The organism is Gottfriedia sp. NPDC057948 (assembly GCF_042887255.1).
Lineage (GTDB): Bacteria > Bacillota > Bacilli > Bacillales > Bacillaceae_G > Gottfriedia.
This window is the reverse complement of the sequence record NZ_JBHVPN010000001.1, coordinates 580,232-602,481: the sequence shown is the minus strand read 5'-3', so window position 1 is coordinate 602,481 and position 22,250 is coordinate 580,232. Positions and strand designations below refer to the sequence as shown.

The following is a 22,250-nucleotide window of genomic DNA, read 5'->3' as shown; positions in this document are numbered from 1 at the left end:
TGGATATGAGCCAGTTTAAGAATTATGTTGATTTGAGAAATATATTGAATGTAATTAGAAATTAATTGGAGCTTTAAGATCGAAATTAGAGGGACAACCTAAAAATACGGTTGTATGGTCTTTTAAAGTTTATTATTAAATTTAAAAGTTCAAGACCCCACAGGAACGAGGAAGCTCAGGGAATTTCGCTCCATGGAAAGCGAGTACTCTAAAAGTGGAAATCAACGTTCTATTTTCCAAAGATATTGGTTCACATTTCATAACCTCATCATTTTATTGATAATGATTAAAAGTTATAATTTTTTTAAAAATAGTGTTTTAAAGAGTAGGACGTGATACATATGTCTTTTGACGGACTTTTTACAGGAGCTATGACAAACGAAGTAGCTTCTAAACTAACAACTGGTAGAATATCAAAAATTGTACAACCAAGTAACTATGAAGTACTACTTACTGTGAGAGCAAATGGTGCCAATCATAAACTAATAATAAGCGCTCACCCTAGTTACGCAAGATTCCATTTTACAAACCAAAACTACGATACCCCATCTGAACCATCTATGTTTACAATGCTTTTAAGAAAACATTTAAATGGTGGAATCATTGAAAGCATTACGCAGTTAGAACACGAACGAATCGTTAACATTAAAGTTCGTAGTAGAAATGAAATTGGTGATGAACAATACCGAACATTGATCATTGAATTAATGGGTAGACATAGTAATATCCTTTTAATTGATGAAGAAAGACAAATAATAATAGATAGTATAAAGCATGTACCAATGGCTGTTAATCGTCATCGAATAGTACAGCCCGGTGCTACTTATATTTCTCCTCCTAACCAAGAAAAACTTGATCCATTTCAGGTCACTTCTAAAGGGGAGTTTAATCAAATTATTACTCAAAGTGATCAATCACCATCCGAAGCAATTGTTCAACATTTCTCCGGAATCTCTCCATTACTCGCAAATGAAATTGTCTATAATGGAAATGAAGATGTGTATAATTCGTTTAAAAAAATCATGAATGAAATACAATTAAAAAAGTTTACTCCTTCACTTTTCCGCTTAGAATCAAGAGAAATGTTTTATTTCATAAATTTATCTCACCTACAAGCCGAACAAACTGTTTTCGACAGCTTAAGTGAGTTGTTAGATGTATATTACTTTGGTAAAGCTGAACGTGACCGTGTAAAACAACAAAGCGGCGATTTAGAAAAACTGTTACAAAATGAACTGACCAAAAATAAGAAAAAAATTAAAAAGTTACACAAAAGTCTTGAAGATACTGAAAAAGCAGATAAAATTCAGTTACAAGGAGAATTGCTTACTGCAAATATGTATGCACTACAAAAAGGTATGAAAGAAATTGAAGTAATTAATTACTATGACGAAAATGGTGCCACAATGGTCATTCCTTTATCGCCATTAAAAACACCTTCTGAAAATGCACAAGCTTATTTCACCAAATATACTAAGCTTAAAAATTCAGTCGCACATATTAAAGAACAAATTAAATTAACGAAAGAAGAAAATGATTATTTAGAGACAGTTATTCAGCAAATTGAGTCTGCTTCACCACGTGATTTAGAAGAAATTAGAGAAGAGCTTGTGGAGACGGGTTATATAAGAAAGAAAAAATCGAAAAAAGCCCAAAAGTCTAATAAACAAAAAGTTACATTAGATGAATATATCTCTACTACTGGTGAACAATTATTAGTCGGTAAAAATAATAAACAAAATGATTATTTAACAAATAAACTTGCGAGTAGAGACGAGCTTTGGTTTCATACAAAAGATATCCCGGGCTCTCATGTTGTCATTCGTGCTAAGGATCCTAGTGAAACTGCGATAAAAGAAGCAGCTATTATCGCTGCATATTTTAGTAAAGCACGTCAATCAAGCGCGGTGCCTGTTGATTACACAGAAATTCGCCATGTTAAAAAACCAAATGGTTCCAAACCAGGTTTTGTAATATACGAACAAAACAATACAGTTTATGTAACACCGGATGAAGAACTTGTTTTAAAATTGAAGAAATAAAAAAAATGGTGCCTATATAGGGCACCATTTTTACTTATATACCTTAGAATATAGTAAATACAAGTATAGTTCTATTAAGCAACATAATAAAAAGATTAGCTAAATCTAGCCTATCTGGGTATGTAGACAAATTCCTAAAAACTTGATTTTCAGACTGATTGCAAGCGCTTGTCTTTCGGGGCGCGAAGCCTGGTGAGGAGCGGAGTTACCTTAGACGGTAATGAGCACCGCAGACAGGCGAAGCAACGAAGAAAGCGAGCGTTCGTCAACAGTCTGAAATAAGCTAAAATTTAGCTTATCTCTTATCTTTCATTTTGCAAGTAGCTTAACGCCTCTTTTGTCTTCTCAATATATTCTATGTCATTATTCGAACACATAAATTTGACATTTGTTTGACCGATTTCATTTAATTGGCCATTTTCTCCAAGAAGCTGGATTAATCTTTTTACAGTACCATTACTTCCATCAACAATTTGAACATCTTCAGGTAAAATCTTTTTTAAGATGTTTTTATAAAATGGATAATGAGTACAGCCTAAAACAATTGTTCCATATTGCTCAATATTAAATAATGAAAGTTTACTTTTAAAATAATCAATCATAAAATTTTCATCAAAATTTAATTCCTCACAATAATGAACAAGCTCTGGTAAAGGCAATGAGTCTACAATACTTAGGTCGTCCACCCTAGAAATAAGCTCATTATACTTTGTTTGCTTTAACGTAAGTGGAGTCGCAAAAACTAATACTCTTTTACCAGTTGTTCTGTTCATTTCAACAGCTGGTTTTACAGCCGGTTCCATACCGATAATCGGAAAATCATACATTTCTCTCAATTCATTTACTGCAATACTAGTAGCCGTATTACATGCAATTACAAGTGCTTTTACATCTTCTTTAATAATCATTTCAACAGACTTTTTTACAAATGCACTTACTTCTTCCTTCGACTTTGTACCATAAGGAACGTGAAGTGTATCAGCAAAATATAAAAAATCTTCATTTGGTAATTTTTTCAGTGCCTCATTTAAGACAGTTAACCCACCAATTCCTGAGTCAAAAAAAGCTATTCTCATTTCAATTCACCTAATAATTTTAATTTAATGAAGTCATTTGTGAAAGTGTCTACAAATCATAACATTATTCAACAGGGACAAACTTTTACAAATATATAATACTAAATTAACCTAATTATGGATGAATGTAAACTTTTCAGAAAATAGTTAACTCTGCGGTCGATTATTTTTAAAAATGAAAAGCTTCTCATTTCGTGTTTCCGACTTATAGAACATTTAATTTACTAGTTGCTTGTAGTACTCCTGTCACCTATTCTTAAAATAATGTAAAGATACACTCTTTTATCTATTTATAAACCTATTCTTATTTAATACTGTTGCTGCTACTGCTATAAGGAAAACGGCGGTCTTAGGGTTACCGCCTTTTTTCTATCTAGTGATATGGAATAGTAAAAATATCTTGATCAATCAAAAATATACTTCAATCCGACAAAATTTATTTTATAATGAAGTACATAGTTCATAGATCAGAAACAAGGTGGTTAGTTAAATGAAAGAAGAATTACTTAAAATTTTTGATGAATCTGGTAATCATATAGGAGAAGCCTCTCGAAGTGAAGTACATAAAAAGGGATTATGGCACGAAACATTTCATTGCTGGTTACTCAGTTTAGTAGAAGACAAAGCCTCCATCTATTTTCAAATCCGTAGTCATCTAAAAAAGGATTATCCGAATTTATTTGATATTACTGCTGCTGGTCATTTACTATCTACTGAAACAGTTCAAGATGGATTAAGAGAAGTAAAAGAAGAACTTGGCATAGAAGTAAAAATGGAAGATGTCATCCCTCTTGGCATCATTAAAAATTCGATCATATTAGAAACGATTAATGATCATGAATTGAGCCATGTTTTTTTACTTAAAAGCAATAAACCTTTTACCGATTTCAACTTACAAAAAGAAGAAGTTTCAGGCATAGTGAAAGCTGATTTCAATCAATTTTATCAATTCGCACATGGTTTAAGAGATACCGTAGAAGTTGATGGTTTTCAAATTACTGAAACAGATGAAAAAATTCCAATTCAAAAATCAGTAGATAAAAATCAGTTTGTATCTCACGAAAGTAATTATCTTTTAGATGTTGTTGAATTAATAAAAAATAACATACAGAATGAATTTTAATTTTAAGAGCCCTTTATTTGTATGGGCTCTTAACTATTTCTAAAATTCCATTTTTTCACTGATGGATTTTTGTCTCTAATTCAAGTTAGATAAATATAATAAAAAACCCTAAATTATTAGGGTTTTTAACAGAGTGTTGAAATATAAAATCTTCAATAGGGGAAACGGAATTTAAGTGAACATTTTATAATGATAAAATTAGCATTTTTAGATCTTTAAATGTTAATATGTTTGAGCAATTTCATTATTTCAATAACACTAGAAATGATTTTTTTTAGAAGTTAAAAATATTATGAGCTTTTTTTAGAAAACAAATTCGATTGTTTAGTTTAATATATGTTCAATTTTAATTGATCTACAATCTGATTAATATACCACAGTTAGATTACTCTAAGTAAAGGCTATTTGATTAGAGTTTATCGCAGACATTTTTTTGATGAATAAGTTGATTGGAATGGAGGGATGCTCGACTCCTATGGGATTAGCGGGAAGGCTGAGACCCCGCAGGCTTGCCGAGGAGGCTTAGGTCTCGCCCCATGGAAAGCGAGCATCCTGTAATGGAAATCAACATCACTCTACTCCTTTACGAAAATTTGATAAATAATTGACAAGGTTGTTTTTCAACAGCATGAAAAAACCCTAAATTACTAGGGTTTTTATGTTTATCCAATATCTCTACTAAAGGAATTAGATAGCTTTTTATACTCCATTTTATGCTCATAAAAACGGTGCGCATTTATTCTTTGGACACCGGATTGTAGTGTTACTAATTGACATCCATTTATACTACCAAACTCAGAAATAAAATCTAGTAATTTCTTACCGTATCCATTTGAGCGTTTACTTTCATCCGTCACTAAATCGTAAACAAATACATGTTTACCGTTATAGAAATTTGTTAAAATACTAATTCCAGCGACTGCAACTGTCACTCCTTGAACTTCTAACCCAAATAATTGATAGCCTTGTTTTTGCATTTCTTCGTACAAATTAAAGAATGATTCTTCATTTAAATGTGTACGAAGTTGTTTTAAAACTTCAAAGCCTTTTCTTAACTCTTCTTTTGTTTCGTAAAGTTTTACTGAAATATTAGTCATTCTAACACTCCTTTTTAATCTTTTTACGATACACTAATTACATTTTCACCAGTTTCAGCTTCTCTTTTAAATAATCTTGAATAAACGCCATCTTTTTCTAATAAGGAATGATGCGTACCTTCTTCGACTACTTTCCCATTTTCTAGTACAACGATTCGGTCCGCTGTTAATACGGTAGATAATCGATGTGAAATTACGATGACAGATTGCTTTGATTTTCGCTGTTGAATCGCTTCATTAATTTGTAATTCTGTAATCGGATCTAAAGCCGAACTTGCTTCATCTAAAATAAGGATAGGAGAGTTTTTAACTAAAGCTCTTGCTAATGATAATCTTTGTTTTTGACCACCAGATAATAGTGCCCCTCGTTCACCAATTGATGATTCTAGACCTTCTGGTAATGAATTTAAATAGTCTGATAATCCACTATCTTTTAGAGCCTGGATCATTTCATCATCTGTCACCAATTCATTTCCTATACGAATATTATCAGCTAAACTACCATTTCTAAGTTGCACATCTTGCGAAACAAACGAGATCGCATCTCTAATCCACTTTGCATTTGCTTTTTCAATTGGTAAACCATCTACTTCAATTGTTCCCTGATTTAACGGATAGAAACCTAATAATAAATCTACAATTGTTGATTTTCCAGCACCACTTGGTCCTACTACAGCCACTGCTTCCCCTGGTTTCACATGAAATGACAATCCATTTAACACAAATTCTTCCTTCGTTGGATAGGCAAATTTAACATCTTTAAATTCAATTAACCCATTAACAGAATTTAATTTTTCCCCCTCTTGTACTTCAAATTCCGAAACTTCTTCAGCTAACAATTTTTCAGAACGATCTAATGCTGGACCAGTTCTACGTACTGATAGCCAGTTTCTTAGCATTCTTTGAATTTCATTAGCCGCAATGGTCACAAGTCCCCCTGCCGTATACATTTGTCCCGTTGTGATTTGATCATTTGAAATTAGTAAAACACTTATAAAATAGACTGCAGCTAAAGCAAATCCATTATAGCTACCGATTACGACAATTGATTGCATTCTTGCTTTTAATTCGATAATTGATTCCTTCATAAATGATTTACGGATATCGGCAACACTTTGAATCTCATAATCCGTTGCACCAAGAATTCTCGAAAGTTGGATTCCTGTTACAGATTCTCGTAATCTTTCTAAATAACGTGACGCTTCATTTCTAGCTTTAGCTGAAGCAATTCTAGTACGAGCTCCGACTTTATTAGAGGTCCAGTAAAATAAAACACCTAAAACTACACTCGTAATCATTAAATAAGGATTAATCCAAAGTAAGACAATACTATAAATCAATACTCCTTGCACAGAAGCCATAAAAGTAGAGCCTTCCCATGCTAAAAAGTTATGCAGAGTATCTGGGTCATCAGAAACTCGTGCTAATAATTCACCAGATTTAGATTGATGAAAATATGAATAAGGTAAAATTTGCAAGTGCTTAAATAAGCGTAGTTTTTGCCAGTTTGTAACAGATTTAGCAATATGATGACAAAAATATTCATCAATGACCATTAAAATTAAATCAAGGATTGCAGCAATTACAAGCAACCACATTAATCCCCATAGTAATGCATTGTCATGATTTGGGAGTATATGATCAATTAACCAACCAGTTCCTAGTGTTGGTATTAATGCTGCACAAACTTGACTTAAAGCAATGACAAATGAATCTGCAAATACCCATTTTTTATGAGGCTTGAGAAAGTTTATGACTCTTTTCCCATCGCCTATTTTTTTTGTATTTTTCTGCATCATACAGCACTCTCCTTTTCTAGTTCACTGTATTGTGCCATATATAATTGATAGTACTGACCTTTTAATGATAATAAATCTTCATGTGTACCTTGTTCAGCAATACGTCCTTTATCTAATAATAAAATACAGTCCGCATCCTTTACTGTTACAAGTCGATGTGCAATTGTAATTGTTGTACGTCCTGGGATTAACTTTTCAAGTGAAGATTGTACCTTTTCCTCTGTTTCTCCATCTAATGATGATGTAGCCTCATCGAAAATTAATACTGGAGGATGACGTAATATTGCTCTTGCAAGAGCTACTCGTTGTCTTTGACCACCAGATAATTTTAGGCCTCTCTCACCAACAATCGTTTCAAAACCTTCCTGTAGTGACTCAACTAAATCAGATAAGTCCGCTGCTTCAACAGCAAGCCCAAGTTCTTCATCAGTTGCATTAGGTTTGGCATATAGTAAATTTTGCTTTAATGTACTATTTAAAAGAAACGTTTCTTGAGAAACAACACCAATATTTTGGCGTAAAGATTGATAATCATGAGAAGATAAATCTTTATGATCAACAAAAATCGTTCCAGAAGAAGGCTCGTATAATCCGAGTAATAACTGAATTAAAGTACTTTTTCCCCCACCGCTTGAACCAACAATCCCAATATGTTGACCTGCTTTAATTGAGAATGAAACATCTTTCAGGACTTCTTCAGTTGAATTTGGATAAGTAAATCGAATATTATTAACTTCTATATCACCTTTCACTTCTCCAAATTCCGGTAAATCATCAGGTTGTTCTGCTGGTAAGTCGAAGTACTCATAAATTCTTTGAAGTGCTGGAATTGCTTGTTGAATTGTTAATGCATTTTCAGCTAACGAGCGGACAGGCATAAACATTGTTGGGATAAAACCTAGAACAGCAATTAATGTACCAACTGTAATTTCATGCTGCCAGATCGAGTATCCACCAATTAACATAATGACCCCTGGTGCACCATTATTAAACACATTTCCTAAACGCCAATTAACCTTCCCAATTAAAGCCAATCGAATAGCAAATCTTTTCCAAACAGACAGCTTATCTTCTAATTTTTTATTTTCTTTATCCTGTGTTTGAAATGTTCTTACTAGACGAACAGATTCAATACTTTCTTGCGTGTGATTATATAAATCAGCACTCATATCACGAGCTATAGCCCCCATTTTCCTTACTTTTTTACCAATCATAAAAGAAGGAACTAAATAAATTGCAAATACAATCAGCATGACTACAGCGGCTGGCCAATATAAAGGAAACACCGCTATAAATGCCGCAATTGCCGCAATTACTTGTTGAATAAAACGTGGTATAACTGTATTATTCAAATTTTGAACAGACTCTACATCATGCGTTAACCGATATAACATATCCCCGCGAGGTGTAGTTGAAAAAAACGTCATCGGTGCTTTTTGAAGCTTTGTAAATGCACGTAATTGCATATCTGTAATAACATCTAAACCAATTCTTACTTGAATAAATTCTTGTAATGATTCAAAACCGACCTTAAATAAGAATGAAAGCATAATCCCTAAAATTAAATAAAAGATAATTTTTGAATCAGGACCCCCAACAATCTCATCAACCAATTTACCAGTTAAAATCGGCGGAATAATCGCAAATGCGCCAGCAATTAATGAGCATGCAAAAGCAATGAGAAATACTTTCCAATACGGTTTAAAATGATTAACTGTTTCGATTAAAATTTTCATCTATTGCCATCCCCCTAACCTGTAACATTTTACAATATTTTCGAACTATTTTCACTATTTTAAATTCAGAAATTAGGTAAATAGGTTGTAGTAAAAAGAAAAAAACTTAATTCTTTATGCTAGTAACTTTCCTGTCCTTCCTGCCTCTCACGCCTTTCCTTATATTCTAATATTTAATAAAGTAACTTTCCTCAGTAAATTGATTGAATTTTCATACACTATTAGTCTTTAAAAACATAAAAAAATCTACAACTTAAGTCGTAGATTTTAAGATTTTATATTTGCTTCATTTTCTATTTCAATATTTTAAAATCATAAGAATGAACTGATTTCCCTTTTACTGACGACAAAATTTCCTCTACTCCATTCATTTGAACTACCTTTGTCTTTTAACCAGTTTCTAAAGAATATTGTTCAAAATAATATTTAACTTTCTTTTTTGAATCATACCTTACCACAAACATTGAATCATTTTTGAAATATGTTTGTTCTCCATAGCGATACGGACCTTTTCGTGGACTTTCAATCGTAAATTTCTTTTTTACTATATTCCTAGTAGTGTCAACTGTGTAAACATCCCCTAATCCATTTGCGAAGAAAAGCTCTTTTCCATAAATATAGATTGAATGATCAAGGCTGTAAGGACTTGTTGCATTCAATTGATTGATGGTTTTATTTTTATAGGAAACAAGATGTGATCATATCTTGCTTTAATGTTTTTTTATTTATTCGAACTAGTACTTCATTCTCATCCTTCAAATTCTCTTGTTTACTTTCCCCAAGTACAATGTAGTAATAATTTTCATCACTAACAATCTGTGACCTAGGACCGTAGCTGTTATAACCAGATCGCTTTTTAAGCTGAGTTAAATCTTTTATTTTTAGTTTGTTGTCGTCGAAACCAACTTTACGTAAATGACAAGTCTCATTATCTTCTGTTAAAATAATTATGTCATTTTTATCTACACCCGATGTATAAATATAATGGGGGATATTTCCTTTTTTAAATCCTTTGTCATTTCCATATAAAACATTTGAGGCATAACCATTTTTTACAAAACCTGAATTAAAAATAGTAAAATAAAGATTTGAACTTCTTAAATATCCTGTTATTTCCCCTGTATGTTGATACTTCATTTTAACTTCTTTATATTTATTCCCAATTAAACGTAGTGTTTCCTTATCCTCTAATAAAAGGTCAGATTCTCCTAACCCAACACTACCAAGTTCTAATCCTTTCATTTTATACCCTCTAGCAACACCTTCATCATCAACAAAGATCGCGATACTAATCCCTCTATCATCCATATCTTGATCCGCAGTAGAAGAATAATATAAGACGGCTTGTTTATCATCTAAAAAGTTACTCTTACGAATGGTCTCCTCTTTTACTATATTTGGAGAAACTCTAATCTTGTTAACAATAAAATAACAACTGAAAATAACAAGTAAGCAAGTTAAACATAGTATGATCTATTTATTTTTTCTTTTCATTTTTTTCCTAGACTATACTAGAAGGTAACTATTATTTTTTTGTTTGTATTTAAATATAAACAATGTTCATTTATAAAATAATAATTCCTTTTTTTATTTCAATATTTTAAAATCATAAGAATGAACTGATTTCCCTTTTACTGACGACAAAATTTCCTCTACTCCAAAAGGCAATAAGTCAAACTATTCAACTTATCGCCTTATAAAATTTATATTTTACGGACTAGAGTTGTATCTTTTGCATCACGAACATCCCTCGGATATACACCTGATCCTTTGTCTTTATCTAAATCTAAGTCAGCTTTTAACTTATATGCAGACCATACTAACTTTGCACAATTTTTATCACCAGTATGACTTGTATTACGATTATTTGCGAAATTGTAAGAATAGTCATCTTTACCTACTCGACTGTTTGCCCAATCGGCAGCTGCATTTCGTTTAGCAGTTGTAGTGTTAACGGATTTGACTTGTGCATCACCTTTGTCTACTAGTCTTTTTAAGTAATCTAATTTTCGAACTCCCACTTTTGGAACAGATTCGACTACTTTTTCAGCACTATAATACATTCCTACATGTCCATGATTTAAATAAGCAGTTTGTGATGCCGTATAGTAAATCTGGCCTTTTACTCCTTTTCCAACAGAATCAGTACCACCACCGCCCCCTCTAGCTTGCAATTTTTTTTCTGACAATCCCTGAGCTTCGTCTTGTTTAAGTTCACTAAAAAGTTGTTTTAATATAGCTTCTTGCGTATCACCAGTGTTTTTAGAAATGGATTCTACATCCTTTAACAATTCTTTTTCTGAAACATTAGGTTGTAATGCTAAAATTACTTTTACATAAGGTAAGTCGTTTGTATTAGCATAGCTAATAGGTGTGATAGAAAGGACTAAACTTGCAGATAAGACACTTACTCCGATTAATTTTTTAATTTAAACATCTCCTTTTACAAATATTTTCTGTATTTGAAATAGAGAGTGATAAGTGTTGTTTATTATTTTTACTGTCGAATCATTCTTCACAATTCTATACAAGAATATTATATAAGGAAAAGTTTACTAATATTTACTAAATTTTAGTCTCTTTTGTGACACTTTTTAACTTTTTGAAATTTGGATAAACACACTTCAATCCGTCATAGTACAGAGTGAAGTGAAAGATAAAGCTAGTAATTTTTAAAGAAAACTCGCGAATTTGAGAGTTTTTAGGCAAAGACAGAGGGTGTAGTTGCAATTATATTTTTACTAAAATTGGCTACTACGAGGAGCTTGCTTCACCGCTGCAAATTTATACTTTCTTTATGCGTAAAAAAATCTACAACCTAAGTCGTAGATTTATTTGTTTCATTCAGTTTGTACTCTAAGAATTCTTGAGATTTTCCTTTTGGGATACTCAAACTCTTAAATTCATCATTTTTTATTAATTTAGCAATATAAACAATTTGACCAATATGATTTCCGTAATGACTAATTTGTCTATGTATTGCTTGTAAAACAGTATGATCTTCACCACGAATTTTAATGGTTTTTAATACATCTTCTTCTTGTAGACTCTTTAGCGTGTTAAAAACAACATTCCATCCTTTATTCCAATCAGCTAATAACTCATCTTTTGATTGGTAAATCCCCTCGAACTCAACATCACGATTTCGCCATGGTTTTTCACCATCAGTCGTAAGAAAATCCGTCCATCTAGAAATCATATTACCACTCAAATGCTTTACAATTATGGAAATACTATTTGATTCACTAGATGGTTGTATGTGTAACTCCTCATTATTTAGCTGATCCATCGAACGATCACCAAGATTTTTTATCCCTTTGAATTCCTTTAAACTATTCGAAAGAAATTGTTTTGCGATTGACATACTTGACCCTCCAATTTTAAAGTTTCTTTCAATCAATTTTATGAATAGTTTAAAAACTTATTAATTATTTATCAAATAATTTGTTTGGGTATAAGATGTGAAAGAACAGTAATTTCGTTAGATTTTCAGGTGAAAGGTTATCATTTTGTATGATTTTTCTTGTGAATTCTGATCATTATAGGTGATTTTTAAGTTTATAAGCTTCTTTTATATGAATTTTCTATTGAGGAGCAGTCGGTTGAATGTGACTTTTATGGTTAATTAGCGATTTTACTATTTTTATTTACGGTTTCCGTTTTTTAATTTCTATTATCAAATTTAATTGCGATGGCCCAATTCTATTTGCCATTTCCGGTGCAGTCTACTTTCTAATTGCGCTCCAAATTATTTATCTGAATCCCAAATTCACCCCACAAAAAAAAGATGACTCAAAAAAGTCATCTTTTATTCTAAGTATTAAACTTCAACAGTCATCCAACTAGCATCTTGTGGATTTTTTCTCCATGCAGTTAGTTTTGCTACATGCTCTGCTTCAATTGAGCCTTGTTCTTTTGCTACTTCTACTAGTGTGTCATAGTCAGTTAGAGAATAGTAAGTTACGTCGTTTGCATCGAACTTCTCTACTGCTGCTGGTAGATTGTATGTGAAGATTGAGACTACTCCTAGTACTTCGCAGCCCGCTTCGCGTAAAGCTTCAACGCATGTTATTACGCTGCCGCCAGTTGAGATTAGATCTTCTACTACCACTACTTTTTGTCCAGTTTTAATTGGACCTTCGATTTGATTTCCTTTGCCGTGGCCTTTTGCAGAGCTACGTACATAAACCATTGGTAATTCCATTAAATCACTTGTCCATGCTGCGTGTGGAATTCCAGCAGTTGCAGTTCCAGCGATTACATCTACGTTACCAAATTTAGTTTGGATTAGTTCTACTAAGCCTTTTGCAATGTTTTTACGAATTTCTGGATAGCCAAGAGTAAGGCGATTATCACAATAGATTGGAGATTTGATTCCTGATGCCCATGTAAATGGTGTTTCAGGTTGAAGGCTTACTGCCCCAATGCTTAATAAGTTTGCTGCGATATTTTTTTTCATATTGTTACGCCCTCCCATTGTGCAATTACTTCTTCATATGCTTCTACTGGATTTTCGCTTTTTGTAATACTGCGTCCTACTACAATATAGCTACTTCCATATTGTCTAGCTTTCGCTGGAGTTGTTACACGTACTTGATCATCTACACTATTGTCTGCTAGGCGAATACCCGGTGTTACAGTAAGGAAGTTCTCACCTTTAACTGCTGTTTGAACTAACTCTACATCAAGTGGAGAGCAAACTACACCGTCAAGACCGCTTTCTTCTGTTATAGCAGCATATAGTTTAATCGAATCCTGTAAAGAAGATATTCCTTGTTCATGGATTACTTGTTCTTCTGAAGTGCTTGTCAGTTGAGTTACTGCAATTAGTAAAGGTCTTTTTTTACCATCTGGAGTGCCTTCTTCTAGCCCTTCTAATGCTGCCTTCATCATTTTCGTTCCACCAGCTGCATGAACATTAACCATGTCTACTTCTAGAGATGCGATATTTTTCATTGCATGTTTTACTGTATTTGGAATATCATGAAGTTTCAAATCTAGGAAGATTTGATGTCCTAATTCTTTTAATTCCTTTATGATCGCTGGACCCTCTTTGTAAAATAGCTCCATCCCTACCTTTACATATAGAGACTTTTGAAATTTTTTTACAAAATTCATTACTTCATCTTTTGATGAAAAATCAAGCGCGATGACCACTTGTGATGACATGTTGTTTCCAGCTCCTTCCAATACATTCTTCAATTGACTGATAACCATATTTTTGTAGCACTTCAGGTAGTTCATCAATGATTGTTGGACAAACAAATGGATCAACAAAGTTCGCTGTACCTACACCGATAGCACTTGCTCCTGCTAGGAAAAACTCTAGTGCGTCTTCTGCATTCATAACCCCGCCCATTCCAATGATTGGGATGTTTACTACTTGGCTCACATCATGAATCATTCGAATCGCTACTGGTTTTATTGCAGGACCTGATAATCCACCAGTTTTATTAGCTAGAATTGGTTTACCAGTTCTTAAATCTAATCTCATCCCTAGTAATGTATTGATCATTGTTAAACCATCTGCTCCTGCATTTTCAATTGCTTTTGCGATTTCAACAATATTCGTTACATTCGGAGATAATTTTACGTATAGCGGAACTTCGCTTACTTCTTTAACTTTCTTAGTTACTTCAGCCGCTGTTGCAGCATCCGTTCCAAATGCAATCCCACCACATTTTACGTTTGGACAAGAAATGTTTAATTCCAGTGCTTTTACATTACTTACTTTTGAAATTTCTTTTGCGACTGTTACATAGTCTTCAATAGTTGATCCAGCAATATTTGCAACGATTGGTACATCAAAATTTGATAACCATTTTAATTCACCGTTAATTACTTTTTCTAAACCAGGATTTTGAAGTCCTATCGCATTTAACATCCCCGCCTGAGTTTCAGCTACTCGAGGTGTTTCATTTCCGTATCGTGTTTCAACTGTTGTTGCTTTTATCATAATAGCTCCAAGAATACTTAGATCGTAAAGATTTGCAAACTCTCTACCAAATCCGAAGCAACCAGAAGCTGGCATAATAGGATTTTTTAAATCTAAGCCAGGAAGTTTTGTTTGTAATGAAATCATAGTACTACCTCCTCAGCTTGGAATACTGGTCCATCGCTACAAATTTTACGATATGACCCGTCTTCAGTATGGCATACACATGCGAAACAAGCTCCGATTCCACAGCCCATTCGTTCTTCAAGTGATATATAGCCATCCTTCGTACCTTTATACTGCTGCTGTAGAGCCTTTAACATCACAGTTGGACCACATGCAAAGTATTGATCAAATTGAAGCTCTTTTTCACGAATTACATCTGTTACAAAGCCTTTCGTACCAAGAGTTCCATCTACAGTTGCCATAAAAGTTGGTCCTAATTCTGAAAATTCTTTTTCATAAAAAGCTACATTACTTGATGCAAATCCTAACACATGTATTACATTTACACCACGAGCTTTAAATTGCTTCGAAAGTTCATACATCGGAGGTACGCCAATTCCACCACCAACTAGTAGTGCTGTATCTCCTTCTGAAAGAGTTTCAACATCATAACCTTGACCTAGAGGACCTAATACATCAACTTGTTGTCCAACGCTTGCTTCTTTTAAAAGCTTCGTTCCTTCACCTTCTGCGCGGAATATCATCGTGAACTCACTTTTCTCTTTGTCGATCGAACATATACTGATTGGTCTTCTTAATAGTGGCGTTAGTCCACCAGTCACTTTTATATGGACGAACTGCCCAGGAGAATGCATCTCCTGAACTAGTTCACCTTTTAATGTCATTTCGACAATTTGATGGGCAATTTCTCTGTTTGAGACAATTGTCATGAGTTCTTTTTTTATCATACTAATACGCCAGCCTTCATTTCTTTGTTTGGTAGTGCAGAAGTTGAGAATGTTAAGCTTTCAATTACTGATAATATTGCAGTTGCTGTATCTAGTGAAGTTAAGCAAACTACTCCGTTTTCAACTGATTCACGACGAATTCTGAATCCATCACGAGCTGGTTTTTTACCTTTTGTTAATGTATTGATTACAAACTGTGCATCCCCACGCTTGATCATATCTAGCATATTGTCTTCATGCTCGTTAATTTTGTTTACCGCTTTTACTGGTACACCGTGGTTTTCTAAATGATTTTTAGTTCCTTCTGTACCGAATACTGTAAATCCAATTTCATGGAAGCGTTTTGCGATATTTACTACTTCTTCTTTATCTTTATCAGCTACTGTAATGATGACTGAACCGTGTGTTGGGATTTGCATTCCCGCAGCAATTAGTGCTTTGTATAATGCTTTTTGAAGACTTACATCTTTACCCATTACTTCTCCAGTTGATTTCATTTCAGGGCCTAATGTTATATCTACTGAGCGTAGTTTAGCGAATGAGAACACTGGTGCTTTTACATATACTTCATTTTCTTCTGGGTGGTAGCCTGTTGCATATCCAAATGAAGCTAATGTTTGACCTAAGATAACTTTTGTTGCGATATTCGCCATTGGTACATTTGTAATTTTACTTAAGAATGGTACTGTACGGCTTGATCTTGGGTTTACTTCTAGTACGAATACTTCATCTTTATCTGTTACAACAAACTGGATGTTAAGTAATCCTTTAATATTTAAGCCTTTTGCAAGTTTAATTGTATAGTCGATTAATTTTTCCTTCGCAGCTTGTGATACATTTTGTGTAGGGTATACTGCGATTGAATCTCCTGAGTGAACTCCAGCACGTTCGATATGCTCCATAATACCAGGGATGTATACATCGATTCCGTCAGAGATTGCATCTACTTCAATTTCTTTACCAGTTAAGTAACGGTCTACTAATACTGGATGTTCTGGATTGATTTTAACTGCATTTTGCATGTAGTGAAGAATCTCTTCGCGGTGGTATACAATCTCCATCGCACGTCCACCTAGTACATATGATGGTCTTACTAATACTGGATAACCAATTTCATCAGCGATGTTTGCTGCTTCTTCAGGTGTCATTGCTGTTTTACCTAGAGGTTGTGGTACTCCTAATTGTTGAAGTGCTTCTTCAAACTTGTCTCTGTCTTCAGCACGATCTAAATCCTCAAGTGAAGTTCCAAGAATTTTTACACCACGTTCTACTAATTTACCTGCAAGGTTAATTGCTGTTTGACCACCGAATTGAACTACTACTCCCATCGGTTTTTCTAAATCGATAATGTGCATAACGTCTTCAATTGTTAATGGCTCGAAATATAGTTTGTCTGAGATACTGAAGTCAGTTGAAACTGTTTCTGGGTTGTTGTTTATAATAATCGCTTCGTATCCAGCTTCTTTAATTGCTCTTACACAGTGTACTGTTGCATAGTCAAACTCGATCCCTTGACCGATTCGGATTGGACCAGAGCCAAGAACTACTACACTCTTCTTATCCGTTACAATTGATTCATTTTCGATTTCGTATGTTCCGTAGAAGTATGGAGTTGAAGATTCAAACTCAGCCGCACATGTATCAACCATTTTATATACTGGAATGATTTGGTTTTGTTTTCTAAATTCGTATACTTCTTTATTTGTAGCATTCCATTGTGATGCGATGTAATCATCACTGAAGCCCATTTTCTTAGCTTTTAAAAGTACATCTAGTTCAAAATGGTTATCTTTAATTTGTTTTTCCATTTTTATGATGTTTTCAATTTTGTGTAGGAAGAAGAAATCAATTTTTGTAATATCGTGAATTTCTTCTAACGTCATACCTGTTCTCATTGCTTCAGCAACAATGTAAAGTCTTTCATCGTCAGCTTTTGCCATGCGAGTAATCATTTCTTCTTTAGTCAGTTCTTTTACTGCATTAAGCTCGATGTGACTTATTCCTAATTCTAGAGAGCGTACTGCTTTTAATAATGACTCTTCAAGTGTTCTACCGATTGCCATTACTTCACCAGTTGCTTTCATTTGAGTTCCTAACTGACGGTTTGCCGTTTCAAACTTATCAAATGGCCAGCGTGGAATTTTTGATACAATATAGTCTAATGCCGGCTCGAAGCAAGCATATGTTTTCTTTGTAACTGGGTTAATCATTTCATCCAATGTTAAGCCTACTGCGATTTTTGCTGCTAATTTTGCAATCGGATAGCCTGTTGCTTTTGAAGCAAGCGCACTTGAACGTGATACACGTGGATTTACTTCGATTACATAGTATTGGAAGCTATCTGGATCAAGTGCAAGCTGTACGTTACATCCACCTTCAATTCCTAAAGCACGAATGATTTTTAATGATACATTTCGTAGCATTTGATATTCGCGGTCACTTAATGTTTGAGAAGGAGCGATTACGATTGAATCTCCTGTATGAACACCAACTGGATCGATGTTTTCCATGTTACATACTACAATCGCATGGTCATTTGCATCACGCATTACTTCATACTCGATTTCTTTAAAACCAGCAATACTTTTCTCTAATAGACATTGTGTTACTGGGCTATTTTTTAATCCGCTAGCTACGATTTCTTTTAAATCTTCTTCATTATTACAAATTCCACCGCCTGTTCCTCCAAGAGTAAAGGCAGGTCTTACGATAACTGGGTAGCCAATTTCTTCTACGAAGTCATATGCTTCTTCTAAAGTATGAATGATTTCACTTTCTGGTACTGGCTCGCTTAAGTCGTTCATTAATGTTCTGAATAAGTCGCGGTCTTCTGCACGGTTAATTGCTTCTAGAGTCGTTCCTAAAATTTTTACTCCACACTCTTTTAACACGCCAGATTTATCTAAGTCTACCGCTAGGTTAAGTCCTGTTTGACCTCCTAATGTTGGTAAAAGTGCATCTGGGCGTTCTTTACGAATGATTCGACTAACGAAATCTACTGTTAGTGGTTCGATGTATACTTTATCTGCTGTTTGTACATCCGTCATAATTGTTGCAGGGTTTGAGTTTACTAGAATTACTTTGTATCCTTCTTCTTTCAATGCCTGACAAGCCTGTGTTCCAGCATAGTCAAATTCTGCTGCTTGACCGATTACGATTGGTCCTGATCCGATTACTAAGATTGTTTGAATGTCTACGCGTTTTGGCATTGTAAGTTCCCCTCTCGTTTCTGTGCTTCCATCATGCTAATAAATTCATCAAATAAATAGTTTGCATCTTCTGGTCCAGGTGATGCTTCTGGGTGGTATTGTACTGTGAATGCTGGGTAAATCTTATGTTTAAGTCCTTCTACAGTTCCATCATTTAGTGCAACATGTGTTACTTCTAAATCAGTTCCTTCGATTGAATCCGTTTCTACTGCATAACCATGGTTTTGCGAAGTGATTGCTACTTTTCCTGTTTCTAAATGTTTAACTGGATGGTTCGCACCACGGTGACCGAATTTAAGCTTTGAAGTATTTCCTCCATTTGCTAGAGCGAATAATTGGTGACCTAAGCAAATTCCAAATAATGGTACTTTACCTACTACTTCTTTAATCATTTCGATTGCTACTTGAACATCCTTTGGATCACCAGGTCCATTACTTAACATAATTCCATCTGGAGCTAGCAAGAATATTTCTTTTGCTGAGACGTTATAAGGTACAACTGTAACGTCACACTTACGGTTTGTTAATTCTCTTAAGATACCATGCTTCATACCGAAATCTACTAATACTACTCTGTGTCCTCTACCTGGACTTCTATAAGGTTTTTGTGTTGAAACTCGCTCAACATGGTTTGTAAATAGTGGTGTATTTGTTAGTTCTGCAACTACTTCATCAACATTTGCTTCCATGCTGCAGAATTTACCTTTCATCGTTCCAACTTCACGAAGCTTTTTCACTAACATACGTGTATCGATTCCTGCTAAACCTGGAATTCCTTTATCTTTGCAATATTGATCCAAGCTCATTTTGTTTCGGAAATTTGATGGATGCTCAGCATATTCTTTTACAATTAAACCATGAACTGCTGGTACGATGCTTTCAAAATCCTCTAAGTTGATACCATAGTTCCCTACTAAAGGGAAAGTGAACGTTATGATTTGTCCACAGTAAGATGGGTCAGTTAATACCTCTTGATATCCTGTCATACCTGTTGTAAATACGATTTCTCCTGTTGTTTCAACTTCGCTACCAAATCCTTCTCCTACAAAAACTGTTCCGTCTTCTAATATTAATTGACGCATCATACTGTTAGTTCCTCTCTTTCATATACTAATTTGCCATTTACCATTGTCATTACTGGCCAACCTTTACAGTTCCAACCATTAAATGGAGTGTTTTTACCTTTTGAAAGGAATGTTGTTGAATCGATTTCCTCTTCTAAATTTAAGTCGATTACAGTTAGGTCTGCTACTGCTCCAACTTCAATTTTCCCTCTGTTTAAGTTAAAAACTTCAGCAGGTTTAGTTGTTAAAAAGTTTATTACTTGTTGTAAAGTCATTTTGCCCGTTTCAACAAAATGAGTGTTTAATAATGGAAAAGCAGTTTCTAACCCTACAATTCCAAACGGTGCTAATTGCATTCCCTGAGCTTTTTCCTCTTCTGTGTGAGGTGCATGATCTGTTGCAATCATGTCGATTGTTCCATCAAGTAATCCTTCGATTAATGCTTCTCGATCGACTGCACTTCTTAATGGAGGATTCATTTTGAAATTTGTGTCTAAGCCTGGGATATCATCTTCACAAAGAATTAAATGGTGTGGCGAAACCTCAGCTGTTACATTAATTCCAGCACGTTTTGCATCGCGTACAACTCTTACTGATTCTTTTGTACTGATATGGCAAACATGATAGTGACAACCTGTAGCTTCAGCTAATAGTACATCTCGAGCAATTTGCACACTTTCACAAATTGAAGGAATTCCATTTAAACCATTTTCTTTTGAAAACTTACCTTCATGGACACAACCTTTTTGAATCAGTGTGTTTTCTTCACAGTGGGCAACGATTGATACATTTAGTTCAGCTGCTTTTTGCATAGCTTTGTACATCATTTCAGCAGATTGAACTCCTACACCATCATCTGTGAATGCAAATGCTCCATTTTCTTTTAAGCCTTCAAAGTCTGTTTGCTCTTCACCAGCTTGTCGGATCGTAATTGATGCATATGGTAATACATTTACGACTGCTGTTTCTTCTATTTTTTTGTTTAATGCGCTTATGTGCTCGATTGTATCTGGTACTGGTCGAGTATTTGGCATTGCAGCAATTGTTGTAAATCCTCCTCTTGCCGCTGCCTTCGTACCTGTTTCGATTGTCTCTTTATGTTCACCACCCGGCTCACGAAGATGCACATGAACATCTATTAAACCTGGTGAAAGCAATTTGCCTTCTAATTCAATTTGTTTTGCATCTTCATCAACGATTGTTTCAGCAATTACTGAGATTTTTCCATTAACTACTAATACGTCTCGATTTAGAAGTTCACCATTTTCTTGTAAGATGACACCGTTTTTAAACAAGTACTTCATTTTTCATCTCTCCCCATACTGTTGGTAAGGCTCTTTTTAACACAGCCATTCGTACAAATACTCCGTTTTCCATTTGCTTGAAGATTCTTGATTGCTTGCATTCAACTAATTCACTTGCAATTTCAACATCTCGATTAAATGGTGCTGGATGCATGATAATGCTTGTAGATTTCATTTTTGCTGCTCTTTCAACTGTTAGGCCATGTTTTTGTAAGTAATTTTCCATTATGTGATTTGTCTCTTCGTCATGTCTTTCATGCTGAACTCTTAATAGCATCATGACATCAACTTCTTCGACTAATTCATCTAAATTTTTATATGTTCCATAAGTATTGTTATCATCTTTCCATTCATCAGGACTTGCGAAGTATACTTCTGCACCCAATCTAGTTAGTGCTTCAGCATTAGAGCGTGCAACTCTTGAGTGTCTTAAATCTCCAACAATTGCTACTTTTAATCCTTCGAAGCTTCCAAATTCTTGTTTGATCGTTAGTAAGTCTAGTAGGCATTGTGTTGGGTGATTTCCACATCCATCGCCGGCATTCAGGATTGGCATTCCTGCATCTTTTATTTCTTGAAAATACTCGTCTTGTGTATGACGAATTACGACTGCTTCAACACCAATTGCTTGAAGGGTTTTAACTGTATCATATAAAGTTTCACCTTTTTGAATGCTTGAGCTTTCAACAGCTAGGTTTATAACTTCAAGACCAAGTTTCTTTTGAGCTACCTCAAAGCTAAAGCGTGTTCTCGTACTATTTTCAAAAAACAAATTTGCAACAAATGTCTGACGATTCAGGCTACTTATTTCTCCATTTGCAAAGCTTTGTGCTTGTTCTAGCAAATCTTGAATTTCTTCAATTGTTAAATCAGACATGGTTAATAAATGATTCATCCGTCATCCCCCTAAATGAATTTCATCTGTTTTATTTTTTTGGAGTCTTATCAATG

18 protein-coding genes are annotated in these 22,250 nt (G+C 34.2%); 2 read left to right on the top strand and 16 right to left on the bottom strand.

Annotation, left to right across the window (positions count from 1 at the left end):
- Positions 1 to 341 precede the first annotated feature (341 nt).
- Positions 342 to 2,042, top strand: a complete 1,701-nt coding sequence (locus ACFVRR_RS02805) for an Rqc2 family fibronectin-binding protein (protein WP_387324436.1) — start codon at positions 342 to 344, stop codon at positions 2,040 to 2,042.
- Positions 2,043 to 2,344: 302 nt separating this feature from the next.
- Here the strand turns inward: ACFVRR_RS02805 and murI are convergent, their stop codons facing one another.
- Positions 2,345 to 3,118: a glutamate racemase gene (murI, locus tag ACFVRR_RS02800; protein WP_387324433.1), complete on the bottom strand. Its 774-nt coding sequence runs from the start codon at positions 3,116 to 3,118 to the stop codon at positions 2,345 to 2,347.
- 490 nt (positions 3,119 to 3,608) lie between these two features.
- On the opposite strand from murI, the gene ACFVRR_RS02795 reads away from it, so the two are divergent.
- Positions 3,609 to 4,241, top strand: a complete 633-nt coding sequence (locus tag ACFVRR_RS02795) for an NUDIX hydrolase (RefSeq protein ID WP_387324430.1) — start codon at positions 3,609 to 3,611, stop codon at positions 4,239 to 4,241.
- 662 nt (positions 4,242 to 4,903) lie between these two features.
- On the opposite strand, the gene ACFVRR_RS02790 is transcribed toward ACFVRR_RS02795, so the two are convergent.
- The 15 genes from ACFVRR_RS02790 to ACFVRR_RS02720 all read right to left on the bottom strand — a co-directional run bounded on the left by ACFVRR_RS02790 (position 4,904) and on the right by ACFVRR_RS02720 (position 22,194).
- Positions 4,904 to 5,338, bottom strand: coding sequence for a GNAT family N-acetyltransferase (locus tag ACFVRR_RS02790; protein WP_387324428.1), 435 nt, complete (start codon positions 5,336 to 5,338; stop codon positions 4,904 to 4,906).
- A 23-nt stretch (positions 5,339 to 5,361) separates the two neighbouring features.
- A complete protein-coding gene (locus ACFVRR_RS02785) occupies positions 5,362 to 7,137 on the bottom strand; it encodes an ABC transporter ATP-binding protein (RefSeq protein ID WP_387324425.1) in 1,776 nt (591 codons plus the stop codon).
- Positions 7,134 to 8,873: an ABC transporter ATP-binding protein gene (locus tag ACFVRR_RS02780; RefSeq protein ID WP_387324422.1), complete on the bottom strand. Its 1,740-nt coding sequence runs from the start codon at positions 8,871 to 8,873 to the stop codon at positions 7,134 to 7,136. Before ACFVRR_RS02780 ends, ACFVRR_RS02785 begins: the two co-directional genes overlap by 4 nt.
- A 389-nt stretch (positions 8,874 to 9,262) precedes the next feature.
- On the bottom strand, positions 9,263 to 9,532 hold the full coding sequence (locus ACFVRR_RS02775; RefSeq protein ID WP_387324420.1) for a hypothetical protein: 270 nt from the start codon (positions 9,530 to 9,532) through the stop codon (positions 9,263 to 9,265).
- A gap of 19 nt (positions 9,533 to 9,551) precedes the next feature.
- The gene (locus ACFVRR_RS02770) at positions 9,552 to 10,181 is read right to left on the bottom strand and encodes a hypothetical protein (RefSeq protein WP_387324417.1); all 630 of its coding nucleotides are present in this window, start codon (positions 10,179 to 10,181) and stop codon (positions 9,552 to 9,554) included.
- Between the two features lie 395 nt (positions 10,182 to 10,576).
- Positions 10,577 to 11,302, bottom strand: a complete 726-nt coding sequence (locus tag ACFVRR_RS02765) for a YiiX/YebB-like N1pC/P60 family cysteine hydrolase (RefSeq protein ID WP_387324944.1) — start codon at positions 11,300 to 11,302, stop codon at positions 10,577 to 10,579.
- Between the two features lie 389 nt (positions 11,303 to 11,691).
- Positions 11,692 to 12,237: a DUF1572 family protein gene (locus tag ACFVRR_RS02760; RefSeq protein ID WP_387324414.1), complete on the bottom strand. Its 546-nt coding sequence runs from the start codon at positions 12,235 to 12,237 to the stop codon at positions 11,692 to 11,694.
- A 456-nt stretch (positions 12,238 to 12,693) separates the two neighbouring features.
- Positions 12,694 to 13,332, bottom strand: a complete 639-nt coding sequence (pyrE, locus tag ACFVRR_RS02755) for an orotate phosphoribosyltransferase (RefSeq protein ID WP_088013014.1) — start codon at positions 13,330 to 13,332, stop codon at positions 12,694 to 12,696.
- Entirely contained in the window at positions 13,329 to 14,042 is a 714-nt protein-coding gene (pyrF, locus tag ACFVRR_RS02750; protein WP_387324412.1) for an orotidine-5'-phosphate decarboxylase, read from the bottom strand. Before pyrF ends, pyrE begins: the two co-directional genes overlap by 4 nt.
- Positions 14,014 to 14,955 (bottom strand): dihydroorotate dehydrogenase, encoded by a 942-nt coding sequence (locus ACFVRR_RS02745; RefSeq protein WP_387324409.1) that lies wholly within the window; start codon positions 14,953 to 14,955, stop codon positions 14,014 to 14,016. Before ACFVRR_RS02745 ends, pyrF begins: the two co-directional genes overlap by 29 nt.
- On the bottom strand, positions 14,952 to 15,722 hold the full coding sequence (locus ACFVRR_RS02740; protein ID WP_097975559.1) for a dihydroorotate dehydrogenase electron transfer subunit: 771 nt from the start codon (positions 15,720 to 15,722) through the stop codon (positions 14,952 to 14,954). Before ACFVRR_RS02740 ends, ACFVRR_RS02745 begins: the two co-directional genes overlap by 4 nt.
- A complete protein-coding gene (carB, locus tag ACFVRR_RS02735) occupies positions 15,719 to 18,931 on the bottom strand; it encodes a carbamoyl-phosphate synthase large subunit (protein ID WP_387324406.1) in 3,213 nt (1,070 codons plus the stop codon). Before carB ends, ACFVRR_RS02740 begins: the two co-directional genes overlap by 4 nt.
- Positions 18,916 to 20,016, bottom strand: a complete 1,101-nt coding sequence (locus tag ACFVRR_RS02730) for a carbamoyl phosphate synthase small subunit (protein ID WP_387324403.1) — start codon at positions 20,014 to 20,016, stop codon at positions 18,916 to 18,918. The genes carB and ACFVRR_RS02730 overlap by 16 nt, the downstream gene beginning before the upstream one ends.
- Positions 20,013 to 21,299, bottom strand: a complete 1,287-nt coding sequence (locus ACFVRR_RS02725) for a dihydroorotase (RefSeq protein ID WP_387324401.1) — start codon at positions 21,297 to 21,299, stop codon at positions 20,013 to 20,015. Before ACFVRR_RS02725 ends, ACFVRR_RS02730 begins: the two co-directional genes overlap by 4 nt.
- Positions 21,283 to 22,194 carry an aspartate carbamoyltransferase catalytic subunit gene (locus tag ACFVRR_RS02720; RefSeq protein ID WP_387324398.1) on the bottom strand — a complete coding sequence of 304 codons (912 nt, stop codon included), beginning with the start codon at positions 22,192 to 22,194 and terminating at the stop codon, positions 21,283 to 21,285. The genes ACFVRR_RS02725 and ACFVRR_RS02720 overlap by 17 nt, the downstream gene beginning before the upstream one ends.
- Positions 22,195 to 22,250 lie beyond the last annotated feature (56 nt).